The organism is Mycolicibacterium sichuanense, assembly GCF_033741125.1.
Taxonomy (GTDB): Bacteria; Actinomycetota; Actinomycetes; order Mycobacteriales; family Mycobacteriaceae; genus Mycobacterium.
Genome location: NZ_JAWQPU010000004.1, coordinates 193,608 through 205,164 on the forward strand (window position 1 = coordinate 193,608; position 11,557 = coordinate 205,164).

Annotated in this window: 11 protein-coding genes; 7 read left to right on the forward strand and 4 right to left on the reverse strand. The window is 69.7% G+C overall.

Features of this window, described 5'->3' with window-relative positions; translation table 11 throughout:
* Nucleotides 1-50: 50 nt before the first annotated feature.
* Entirely contained in the window at nt 51-1,550 is a 1,500-nt protein-coding gene (locus SBI80_RS14290) for a multicopper oxidase family protein (RefSeq protein ID WP_318975444.1), read from the forward strand.
* 7 nt (nt 1,551-1,557) lie between these two features.
* Here SBI80_RS14290 and SBI80_RS14295 read toward each other — a convergent pair whose 3' ends face one another.
* The 4 genes from SBI80_RS14295 to SBI80_RS14310 are packed head-to-tail and all read right to left on the reverse strand — an operon-like array spanning nt 1,558 to nt 5,360.
* Nucleotides 1,558-2,466 (reverse strand): amino acid kinase family protein, encoded by a 909-nt coding sequence (locus tag SBI80_RS14295; RefSeq protein ID WP_318975445.1) that lies wholly within the window; start codon nt 2,464-2,466, stop codon nt 1,558-1,560.
* A complete protein-coding gene (locus SBI80_RS14300; RefSeq protein WP_318975446.1) occupies nt 2,438-3,364 on the reverse strand; it encodes a universal stress protein in 927 nt (308 codons plus the stop codon). The genes SBI80_RS14295 and SBI80_RS14300 overlap by 29 nt, the downstream gene beginning before the upstream one ends.
* A 6-nt stretch (nt 3,365-3,370) precedes the next feature.
* On the reverse strand, nt 3,371-4,279 hold the full coding sequence (locus SBI80_RS14305) for a 3-oxoacyl-[acyl-carrier-protein] synthase III C-terminal domain-containing protein (RefSeq protein ID WP_318975447.1): 909 nt from the start codon (nt 4,277-4,279) through the stop codon (nt 3,371-3,373).
* A complete protein-coding gene (locus SBI80_RS14310; RefSeq protein WP_318975448.1) occupies nt 4,263-5,360 on the reverse strand; it encodes a 3-oxoacyl-ACP synthase III family protein in 1,098 nt (365 codons plus the stop codon). Before SBI80_RS14310 ends, SBI80_RS14305 begins: the two co-directional genes overlap by 17 nt.
* 248 nt (nt 5,361-5,608) lie before the next feature.
* On the opposite strand from SBI80_RS14310, the gene SBI80_RS14315 reads away from it, so the two are divergent.
* The 6 genes from SBI80_RS14315 (at nt 5,609) to SBI80_RS14340 (ending at nt 11,556) form a co-directional block, all read left to right on the forward strand.
* Nucleotides 5,609-6,973, forward strand: a complete 1,365-nt coding sequence (locus SBI80_RS14315; RefSeq protein WP_318975449.1) for a wax ester/triacylglycerol synthase domain-containing protein — start codon at nt 5,609-5,611, stop codon at nt 6,971-6,973.
* A 147-nt stretch (nt 6,974-7,120) separates the two neighbouring features.
* The gene (locus tag SBI80_RS14320) at nt 7,121-8,218 is read left to right on the forward strand and encodes a 4Fe-4S dicluster domain-containing protein (RefSeq protein ID WP_318975762.1); all 1,098 of its coding nucleotides are present in this window, start codon (nt 7,121-7,123) and stop codon (nt 8,216-8,218) included.
* On the forward strand, nt 8,211-9,038 hold the full coding sequence (locus SBI80_RS14325) for an FAD/NAD(P)-binding protein (protein ID WP_318975450.1): 828 nt from the start codon (nt 8,211-8,213) through the stop codon (nt 9,036-9,038). Before SBI80_RS14320 ends, SBI80_RS14325 begins: the two co-directional genes overlap by 8 nt.
* The gene (locus tag SBI80_RS14330; protein WP_318975451.1) at nt 9,039-9,797 is read left to right on the forward strand and encodes an NADH-quinone oxidoreductase subunit B family protein; all 759 of its coding nucleotides are present in this window, start codon (nt 9,039-9,041) and stop codon (nt 9,795-9,797) included. It abuts the gene before it with no gap.
* The gene (locus SBI80_RS14335; RefSeq protein WP_318975452.1) at nt 9,794-11,086 is read left to right on the forward strand and encodes a Ni/Fe hydrogenase subunit alpha; all 1,293 of its coding nucleotides are present in this window, start codon (nt 9,794-9,796) and stop codon (nt 11,084-11,086) included. The genes SBI80_RS14330 and SBI80_RS14335 overlap by 4 nt, the downstream gene beginning before the upstream one ends.
* Nucleotides 11,083-11,556, forward strand: a complete 474-nt coding sequence (locus tag SBI80_RS14340; RefSeq protein ID WP_318975453.1) for a hydrogenase maturation protease — start codon at nt 11,083-11,085, stop codon at nt 11,554-11,556. The genes SBI80_RS14335 and SBI80_RS14340 overlap by 4 nt, the downstream gene beginning before the upstream one ends.
* Nucleotide 11,557 lies beyond the last annotated feature (1 nt).

Below are 11,557 nucleotides of genomic sequence, written 5' to 3' on the forward strand. Positions count from 1 at the left end.
GCACCGCATCGATACCCCTGGGGGTACGTGCGTGGAACGAGGAGACGAGCGTGACTCGACCGCAACGGCCGCCTGCCCAGCTGACCCGCCGGGCCTTCGTCGGCGCGGCGATCCTGGGTGGTCTTGGTCTGACCGCATGCACCGATCGAACTGGGTCACCGGCTCCGGACGGTACCCGAGCCGTCGACCGGTCCGCCTCGATCGCCGCCGCGGAGGCCGCGCGGCCGCATACCGGCCACACCGTCGAAGCGTCATTGCGGCCCCAACCGACGACCGTCGATCTCGGTGGACCGGTAGTCCGCACCCTGGCCTATGGCGACACCGTTCCTGGACCCCTCATCCGGGCGAATGTGGGTGACGAACTGGCGGTCACCGTCGCAAACGGACTGGATCACCCCACCTCGGTGCACTGGCACGGCATCGTGATCCGCAACGACATGGACGGTGCCGCGCCGGCTACGCAGGACATCGCCACCGGAGCCGAGTTCACCTACCGCTTCTCGGTGCCGCATCCCGGAACGTACTGGGCGCACCCACACACCGGGCTGGATGCCGACTACGGCCTGTATCTGCCCGTGCTGGTGGACGATCCGCGCGAAACCGGGAGCTACGACGCGGAATGGATCGTCGTCATCGACGACTGGACGGACGGCGTCGGCCAAAGTCCGCCGCAGATCTTGGACCGGCTGCGCCAGGGTATGCGCGGAATGGGGCCCATGGGCGGTGGTGCCGGCACCAGCAGCCTCCTCGGCGGCGATGCCGGTGACGTCACCTACCCGTACTACCTGATCAACGGCCGCATCCCCGCGGCGGCGACGTCATTCACCGCCAAACCCGGTCAGCGGATCCGGATCCGTCTGGTCAACGCCGGCTCCGACACCGCGTTTCGCGTCGCGCTGGGTGGACACTCGATGACCGTGACCCACACCGACGGCTTCCCCGTCGCGGCCGCCGAGGTCGACGCGGTCCTGCTGGGCATGGGCGAACGCTACGACGTGATCGTCACCGCCGGGGACGGCGTGTTCCCGCTGGTGGCCGTCGCGGAGGGCAAGAACGGACTGGCGCGGGCATCGTTGCGCACCGGTTCGGGTACGGCCCCGGCTGCGGACTTCCTACCTGCCGAGCTCGGCCGCCGGGTGGGCACCGTCGACGGGTTGACCGCGGCTCCCCGAGCCGGTCTTGAATGGACTGGCGCCGACGTCGAGCTGGGCGCGGATCTGGAGGGTGGCATGATGCGCTACGACTGGGCGATCAACGGAAACCGTTACCCGCAAGGCGATCCGCTGACCATCGAGCAGGGGCAGAAGGCCATGCTGACCTTCACCAATCGGACGATGATGTGGCATCCGATGCACCTGCACGGGCACACCTTTCAGATGCTGGACGCCGGCGGCCACCTGGGTGCCAGGAAGGACACCACCATCGTCGCACCCATGCGCAAGGTCTCGGTCGCGCTGGTAGCCGACAACCCCGGAACATGGATGTTGCACTGCCACAACACCTATCACCAGGCGTCCGGGATGATGACCACGCTGGACTACGCCGGCTGAGCGGCGGTCACGGGTGGTGTGCGGCGATGGTCGTGCCGGCCGATCCGGACAGCAATCCGTCGACCTCGCTCAGTGCGCCGATGGCCGCCTGCGCGCCCGTGCTCTCCACGAAGCGTTGACAGGCCCGGATTCTGGCGCGCATCCTCGGGTCCGGCACGCGCGCGACGCGGGCGTCGTCGCCGGGCAGGTAGGGCAGGGGGGTGCCACCGGGAGCACCGGTTCCGGTCCCGGTCTCGTCGGTCAGGACGAGCAAGCGGTCGGCGTGCACGGCCGTGGCCAGCAGCGCCGCGACGTCGGTCTCGTCGACTACGACCTCGACCCCGGTCAGATGACCGGAGGCGTCCTCGGTCACCGCGGAACCTCCGCCACCGGCGCAAATCACCGTCACGCCGTCGTCGAGCAGCTTCTCGATGGCATCCCGTTCGACGATCCGGACGGGCGCGGGTGAGGCCACCACGCGGCGCCAGCGCAGGCCATCCAGGGCGATCATCCAGCCGTGCCTGATCGCCAGGTCGTGTGCCCGATTGCTGCCTCTGGCCGGCCCGATGAAGGTGGTGGGACGACGGAACGCGGGATCGGACGCATCGACCACCGTCTGAGTCACCACGGCCAGAACGGGCTTGTCGACGCCCGCGTTGACCAACATCTGGGCAAGCCAGTAGCCGATCATGCCCTGGGTCTGCGCGACGAGCGCGTCCAACGGATAGGGTTCCGTCAACGTCAGATTGGTGGCGCTCTCGGCAGCGAGCACCCCCACCTCGGGTCGATTGCCGTGGCAGATGGCGACCTCGTGCGCTGCCACCAGCGGAGCTAGGGTGCGGCCGATGAACTCGAGTCGAGACCTCTGGACCCCCGGCTCGATGGCTTCGCCATCGTCGCCAAGCGCCTCACCGCTGAGCGCTATCACGATGCGCATGGTGCATCCCCCTCCCTCGCGCCACGATGACCGGCACCCGGGCCAGCAGGACCACCGCAGCGCTGACCGATCCCAGGAGCATTCCGGCGAATCCACCGTTTCCCCGGCTGCCGACCACGACCAACTGCGCAGCCCGAGACTGGTCAACCAGGGACCGGCTCGCGTCGTCCCGCACGACGATCCGTCGCACCGGGACGCCCGGATGACGCGCAATGGGATCGGCGAGCCGGTGTTCCAGAGCCGATTCCTCCTTCGAATGCAGGGCGGGCCAGCCCTTCCCGGCGAAACTCACGGCGGTGTCGAAGGCGCCGACGTCCTTCCACGCGTGCAACGCCTCCACCCCGACACCACGCAGTGCTGCCTCCTCGAAGGCGATGTCGGTGGCGGCGTCCGAGCCGGCCGATCCGTCGACGCCGACCAGCACCGGCGCTCGCGAGTCGGCGTCCAACGCGATGCCGTCGTGGATGACCGCGACGGGACAGTGCGCGTGGTGGGTGAGCCCTGAGCTCACCGAGCCGAGGTGTCGGCCGCGAAGCGTTCCGTTGCCGAGGCACCCCACCACCGCAAGCGCGGCGTCGTGGGACATCTCCACCAGCGCCGAAACGGCATGTCCGGATGGCATTTCGGTACGGACGCACACCGATTCCCCCTGGCACGTCTCGGCGACGATCCGACGGGCTTCCGAGAGGATCGCCTGCCCTCGCTCCCGTTGCCCGTGCAGCCACTCCGGTACCACGGAGGACTCCCGCCACGCTCCAGACGTCGGTGAGACGACGTGCGCCACCGTCAGCGGGGCACGCCGCAGGGCGGCCTCACGGGCGGCCCAGCGCACCGCGACCTCGGAGCCAGCCGATCCGTCGACCCCGACGACGACTCCGTGACCGTTCCTGCCATCCATGCCGTTTCAGCCTCCTGTCGGCCCCGCCTGGTCGGGGGCCGAAGGAGGCGAGGAGTAGACCGCGGCGCCGGCGACGACACCCGCCCCCGCGGCGACGAGCAGTACGCGGCGGCCGTTGCGCAACCGGCCGTCGTCCCGCGCCATTGCCGTGAGCAAGGCCGCGGTGTGCACCCTCTCGTCACCGGCGGCGACGATGAGCTCCACTGGTACGCCAAGGTTCTCGGCGAGCCGGGTGCGGTACGCGCGGCGAGCGGGCGCCGTGATTATCGCGTCGAGGTCGGAGACGTCGAGTGCGGCTTCGCGCAGGCAGCGCCGTGCCACCTCGGCGGCGGTGCTGGCGAAGCGGTCGTCCATCGCAGCCGACGTGGCGAATCGGAGGACGTTTCGCGCGTCGGCGAATCCGACTGTGGCACGGAATGTCTCGCCATCGTCGCGGGAGGTGAGCCAGTGCACGCGGCCGAGTCCGCGATCGTCGTCACTCCAGTGGCAGAGCAGCGCCGCACCGGTGGGGGAGAACGGGAAGTCCTCGCTGCATCCTCGGCCCGGATCGGCGTCGCTGGCGACCACCAGTGCACAGTCGATGGTGTTGGACCGCAGGAATCCATCGGCGATCTGCAGCGCCGTGAGCACACCACACGATCCGTTGGCGACGTCGAAGGAGAACGTCCCGTGTCCTTCGGGGTGGGGATCTTCCGGATTGGCCCCGACGTCCTGCTGGATGAGGGCGGCCAGCGCCGGTTCGGCCAGGTTGCGGTCGCGGTAGATCCCGGTGTTGATCAGCAGGTCGACGTCGTCGCGGTCCCGCCGAGCGACGGCAAGGCAGTCCCTGGCCGCCGTCACCGCGAGGTGCAGTGCGCTGTGCCGGTGCCGCCACCGCCCCCGGGTGACCTCGACGTGATCAATGACCGTGCCCATGGCGTTTCACCAGATCCTCGTCGACGGTGAGCAGGACGATGCCGATCTCCAGACCGGAGGCGAGTGCGATCAGCGCGATGGTCTCGCCGGGCTTGATTCGGCCGGCTTCGAGTTCCTCGACGAGGGCGACGGTGTGGGTGGTCGATGCGGTGTTGCCATAGCGATCGACGGTGATGACGGCGTCGTTGCGCGGGCCGGCACCGAAGGACGCCGACACCGCAGCCATACCCTTGCGGATCGCGCGCGCCGAGGTCTGGTGGGTGATCACGTGGTCGACCTCGTCCATCGAAATACCTGCGGCATCCAGGATTTCGTGCAGCACGAACGGGGTGTCGGTGATCGCGGCGCGCTGGATGGCCCGCGAGTCGGTGAACATCCGAGCACCGGGGTCGTCACCCTTCGGGTAGGCCAGGCACAACCGGCTGTGGTCGGCGACCGTGGTGAAACCGGCAAGCCGAATGCCGGGGGAGTCGGCAGGGGCGCGTTCGAGCAGCAGGGCCGCACCCGCGTCGCCGAGGGTCAGACAGGCCAGCTCCTTGCTCATGATGGTGCGGATGTGCCGGGCGGCGTTCTGCCCGAGTTGCGAGATGTACTCACCGCTGACCACCAGACCGCGTTCCACGATGCCCTGGCGGATCCAGTCGTTGAGAACCATCACACCGGTGAGCATTCCGGCGCACGCATTGGACAGATCGAACGTCTGCGCGTGCCCGGCCCCGATGGCCGCCGCGACGGCACCGCTGGTGGTCGGCTCCACCCACTGCACCAGGCCGCCGCGAAACTTGGTGATACTGCAGCAGATGACGACGTCGATCGCCGCACCCGGCAACCCGGACCTGGCAAGGCAGTCCAGCGCCGCAGCCGTGGCGAGGGTGTAGGAGTCCTCGCCGCCCCGCGCCACGCGACGCTCCTTGATGCCGGTGAGCCGCTCCAGATCGACGTGCGTGTCGTGGCGGGTGGAGGCCATCAAATCGGTGGTGCTCAACCGGGTCGCGGGGAGATGACGTCCGGCGGCAGCCACCCGGCTCCGGAACGGCGCGGGCGGACCGTCGCCCTCCATCACCAGCCAGTGCATGCGCATGTCATCCTCCCTTCGCCTTCAGCGTGCGGCCTGGGTGACCCACGTCACCAGAGCACTTCGGCCCTAGGTGGGCGATCCGGACCGGGACCCAACCGATGACCTTCGGCCCCTGCCCGGCCGGACCGAGCACCGATACGTTGCAAGGGGTTCCGACGGCCACGCCCCGACTCGTCCGACCGGGTGTCGCGGCCGCCGGTCCCGATCGGTGGCAGCGTTGCCACCGATCGTTCGGCACGAGGCGGTCACCGATGAGCACCTTCATGCGCAACACCGACGCATTCACCTGGGCGATGGAGAGCGATCCGCGGCTGCGCTCGACCGTCGTGACGGTGCTGCTGCTGGACCGGTCCCCGGACTGGACCGAGCTGACCGACCGGATCGATCGGATCACCCGCACATTGCCCATGTTCCGGCAGTGCGTGGTGCCGTCACCGCCGCCTGCGCCGCCACGCTGGGAAGACGCCGAGGACTTCGACCTCGACTTCCATCTTCGCCGGGTAGCGGCGCCGGCGCCCGGCACCCTGGACACCGTGCTGGAGATGGCCCGGGTCGCCGCGATGGACGACTTCGACCGGGCTCGCCCGCTGTGGCACGTGACCCTGATCGAGGGTCTCCGCGATGACTCCGCCGCGCTGCTGTGCAAGTTCCATCACTCCCTGAGCGACGGGATCGGCGGCGTCCAGATCGGCATGACGCTCTTCGACGTCACCGAGACCCCCGAGCAACGGGCACCCCTGCCCGCCCCGGCGGAGCCAGCTGCCCGACCGTGGTTCGGTGGCTACCGCGACGTGATCGGTCACCAGGCGGGGCTCGTCGCGTCGGCGGTGGCCGGCGCCATCACCGACGGCCCGAAGATGCTCGCCCGCAGCCTTCTTCACCCAGTGAGCGCGATCGAGGCGGCCACGGCCACCACCGCGTCGGTGTATCGGACGGTGCGTCCGATCAATCGTCCTGGTTCACCCCTGATGCGCAAGCGCTCGCTGGTCCGGCGTCTCGGCGTACACGCTGTGCCGCTGCCCGCGCTGCGCGAGGCCGCGCACCGCTGCGACGCAGCGCTCAACGACGCCTTCCTCGCGGGTTTGGCCGGTGGGTTGCGCCGCTACCACGAACTGCACGGCGTGTCCGTCGGCGACCTGCACCTCACGATGCCGATCAGTCTGCGCGCCGAGGATGACGCGATGGGCGGCAACCGAATCACGTTGATGCGCTTCGACGTTCCAGTCGGTGTCGCGGATCCCGCCCAGCGGATCCGGGCCATCCGGGAACAGACCGGACGGGTGCGGCACGAGAGGTCCCTGCCCTACACCGAGTGGATCGCCGCGGTGCTCAACCTGGTACCGCGGTGGTACATCGGATCGATCCTGCGGCACGTCGACTTCCTCGCCAGTGACGTCCCCGGCGTTCCGGTTCCGGTCTTCCTGGGCGGGGCTCGCGTCCTGATGCAGTATGCGTTCGGCCCGACGATCGGCGCGGCGGTCAACGTCACGCTGCTCACCTACGTCGACACCTGTGCGCTGGGCATCGACGTCGACACGGGCGCGATACCCGACTACGACGTCTTCTACGACAGTCTCGTCGCGGGTTTCGACGAGGTACTGGCCCTGGCCGAGTGAGTCGGCGAGCGGCCGGCCGGGCAGAAGTGACGTTCGGCCCCGACTCGGGTGCCAAACGCCCTACCCATGCAGGATGTCCGGACGCAGGATTCGACCGTGACTGGACGGGGTGACGGAGCGGGGGGCAGTCCGGTACCGCCGGTGACGATGCCGGGCGAGGGGCTGGCCCGGCTGATCGACGTCCTGATCGCCAGGGGGTACCGCGTGGTGGCCCCGACGTTGCGCGACGGCGCCATCGGCTTGGCCGAGGTGCGCTCGGCCGGCGACCTCCCACGAGGATGGGGGGTGGACGTCGGGCCGGGGCGCTACCGGTTGCGACCCCGCGGTGACGCGGCGCTCTTCGGGCACTCCGCCGGGCCACAGTCCTGGAAGGAGTTCCTGCACCCTCCGCGTCAGCGAACCTGGTCGGGCGGAACGGATCTCACCGAGGACCCGACCACCGAGGCCACCCCCCGCTACGCCTTCGTCGGCGTGCGCGGCTGCGATCTCGCCGCGATCGCGCGGCTGGACCGGGTGCTCGGCAACCCGGCTCACCCCGACCGCGCCTACGTCGACCGACGCGCGGCGGCCTTCATCGTCGCGGTCGATTGCACCGAACCGGGGGGCTTGTGCTTCTGCGCGTCGATGGGGACCGGCCCCGCGGCGGGCCCCGGCTACGACCTCGCCCTGACCGAACGCGTCGACGGGGACGTGTGCCGCTACCTGGTGAACGTCGGCAGCCGCGCCGGGGCCGCGGTGCTGGCCGACGTTCCGCATCACGCCGCCGAGGTCAGCGAAATCGATTCGGCCCGTGCGGAAGTGGCCCATGCCGCGACCCGCATGGGCCGGACGATGCCCGACGGGGATCTACGCGACCTGCTCGCGCGCTCGCGGGAGTCGCCGCAGTGGGACGAGGTGGCCAGCCGGTGCCTGACGTGTGGCAACTGCACCATGGTGTGCCCCACGTGCTTCTGCACCAGCACCGAGGACGTCAGCGCGCTGACCGGAGACCACGCCGAACGCTGGCAGGAGTGGGCCTCGTGCTTCGAGCTGGACTTCAGCTTCGTCCACGGCGGGGAGGTCCGAACCTCGGGCTCCTCCCGGTACCGGCACTGGCTCACCCACAAACTCGGCACCTGGCACGACCAGTTCGGTTCCTCGGGTTGCGTGGGGTGTGGGCGATGCATCGCGTGGTGTCCGACGGGGATCGACATCACCGAGGAGATGGCCAAGATGTCCCTGGCGGCCGAGGCCGACCATGACTGAGGCGACGTCGCCGGTCCCGTACCGGGTGCGTCGGCGCGTCGTGGAGAGCGCGGATTCGGTGACCCTGTCGCTGACGCCGGTGGCCCGGCGGTTGCCCATCCCTCGGCCCGGCGAGTTCATGATGGTGTACGCCTTCGGCATCGGTGAGGTGGCGATCTCGGTCAGTGGCGACCCCACGATCACCGACGGGACGATCACCCACACCATTCGAGCCGTTGGAGCCGTCAGCCGGGCGCTGCACGACGCCGAAGCCGGTGCCATCATCGGGTTACGCGGGCCCTTCGGCACGGAGTGGGGTCTGACCGAGGCGGCGGGACGCGACCTCGTCATCGTCGCGGGCGGTGTCGGGTTGGCGCCATTGCGACCCGTCGTGCTTGGCGCACTGGCCGAGCGGGCGAGGTACGGTCGGGTGATCCTCATCGCAGGGGCCCGCTCGCGCGCCGACCTCCTGTTCGCCGAGGACCTCCGGCGGTGGGCCGACGATCCGGCCCTCGAACTCCACGTCACCGTCGACGTGCCGGTGCAGGGGTGGCGTGGCGAGGTCGGACTGGTCACCGAGCCGCTCCGCCGGCTGTCGTTGCACCCCGAGCGCACCACCGCATTCCTGTGCGGACCCGAGCCGATGATGCGGTTCAGCGCCGATGCAGTCATACAGAAGGGAATGGCGGCCGGCGACGTTCGCGTCTCGCTCGAACGCAACATGCAGTGCGGCATCGGATGCTGCGGGCACTGCCAGCTGGGTCCGCTGCTGCTCTGCCGGGATGGACCGGTCGTGGGCTACGACGTGGCAGGGCCACTGCTGAGGGTCCAGGAGCTGTAGATGAGTCCACCCACGCTGGCCGTATGGAAGTTCGCGTCCTGCGACGGTTGTCAGTTGACCCTGCTCGACTGCGAGGACGAGCTCCTGACTCTCGCCGAGCAGGTACGGATCGCCACCTTCGCCGAGGCCTCCAGCTCGATGGTCGGGGGACCGTACGACGTGTCCCTGGTGGAGGGCTCCATCACGACGGCCCACGACGAACGCCGCATTCGCGAGATCCGGGCGCAATCCGGGGTACTCGTCGCGATCGGTGCATGTGCGACCGCCGGCGGCATCCAGGCGCTGCGCAACTTCGCCGACGTCGCCGAATTCACCTCTCTGGTCTACGCGCATCCCGAGTACGTCGACACACTGGCCACCTCGACGCCGGCCTCGGCGCACGTCACGGTCGACTACGAGCTACGTGGCTGCCCGATCGACCGGGGCCAGCTCCTGAACACGCTGGCCGCCCTCCTGATGGGCCGCAAGCCTCGGTTGCCAGCGGCGACGGTGTGCACCGAATGCAAGCGCAGCGGCGTCACCTGCATCGCGGTCGCCGACGGCGTGCCGTGCCTCGGGCCGGTGACCCACGCCGGGTGCGGGGCACTGTGTCCACGTCACCACCGTGGCTGTTACGGCTGCTTCGGACCGACGGCCACGCCGAATGTGCCTGCGTTGATTCCGCTGCTGCGCCGTGATGGGTTGACCGCCGACGACGTCGACCGGGTCTTCGCGACGTTCAACGTCACTCAGTTCACCGCGGGCGGGGGTGACCGGTGACCGCGGCATCCCGGACGCTGACGGTGAGCACGCTGACCCGGGTCGAGGGCGAGGCCGCCCTGCACGTGCGGATCGCGGACGGCACCCTGCTCGGCGTCGAGCTGAACGTCTATGAGCCGCCGCGGTTCTTCGAGGCCTTCCTGCGGGGCCGCACCCATCCGGAACCCCCTGACCTCACCGCCCGGATCTGTGGGATCTGCCCGGTGGCGTACCAACTCAGCGCCTGCAACGCGATCGAAGACGCGTGCGGCGTGACCATCGACCCGGCGCTGGTCGAGTTGCGCCGGCTCCTGTACTGCGGGGAGTGGATTCACAGCCATGCGTTGCACGTCTACCTGTTGCACGCTCCCGACTTCCTCGGCTGTCCGGACGTCATCGCGATGGCCAGGGAGCATCGCGACGACGTGGAGCGGGGGCTGGCACTGAAGAAGGCGGGCAACCGCTTGATGGAGGTCGTCGGCGGACGTGCGATCCACCCGATCAACGTGCGTCTCGGTGGCTTCTATTCGGTGCCGACCTGGGAGTCGCTGCAGCCCTTGGCCGAACAGCTGCGCCGCGCCCTCGACGACGCCCTGGCCACCGTCGCGTGGGTGAGCGGATTCGCGTTTCCCGACGTCGAGGTCGACCACGAGATGCTGTCGTTGACCGCGCCTGGACGCTATCCGCTCGAGAACGGCACCATCGCCCGCAGCGCCGGGCCGGTCTTCCCAGTCGCCGACTTCGGCGACCACGTCGTCGAGTCGCAGGCGGCCCACTCCACCGCGCTGCACGCGACACTCGACGGGGGCCGCCATCTCACCGGGCCGTTGGCGCGCTACTCGCTGAACTCCGCGCTGCTCTCGCCGGTGGCACGCCAGAGCGCCGCCGAGGCCGGGCTGGGATCGCAGTGTCGGAACCCGTTTCGCAGCATCGTAATACGGGCCGTCGAGATCGTGTACGCCGTGGAGGAGGCGCTGCGGATCATCGAGAGCTACGAGCGGCCGGGCCGGCCATTCGTCGACGTTCCCGCGCGGCCGGGCGTCGGCCACGGTGTCAGCGAGGCGCCTCGGGGGTTGCTGTATCACCGGTACCGCATCGGGGAGGACGGTCTGATCGCGGGCGCGGACATCGTCCCGCCGACGTCGCAGAACCAGGGAGCCATCGAGGCCGATCTCGCCCAGCTGGTCTCGGCCAACCTGGCGTTGCCCGACGACGAGCTGACGGACCTGTGCGAGAGGGTGATTCGCAGCTACGATCCGTGCATCTCGTGCTCGGCACACTTCCTCACACTGCACACGAGCCGGACATGACGGCGAAGGTCGTGGTCATGGGGCTCGGCAGCCCGTATCGCCGGGACGACGGCGTTGGTCCGGTGGTCGCCGCGGCGGTGCAGCGGCGGGACGTCGACGGTGTCCGGGTGCTGACCGGGATGGCCGATCCCGTGGCAATACTGGACGCCTGGGCCGACGTCCCGCTGGCGGTCGTGGTGGACGCGGCGGTCGGTCCGGCATCGCCACCGGGTCGCGTCTTGCGGTGCACGCCGGGACAGCTCGACCGGGCCGGCCGGTTCTGCTCGCACGGACTCGACGTCGCCAACGTGCTGGCCCTCGGCCGGGAGCTGGGGCGAGTTCCGCTGCGGTTGAGCGTGATCGCGGTCGGCGTCGCCGACACCCGCCCGGGTGTCGGGCTGACCAGCGCGGTTGCGGCGGCCGTGCCGATCGCCGTGGCTGCCGTGCTCGCCGAGCTGTCGCCGCCGTCGGTCGCGGTGTCACGGGACTGAT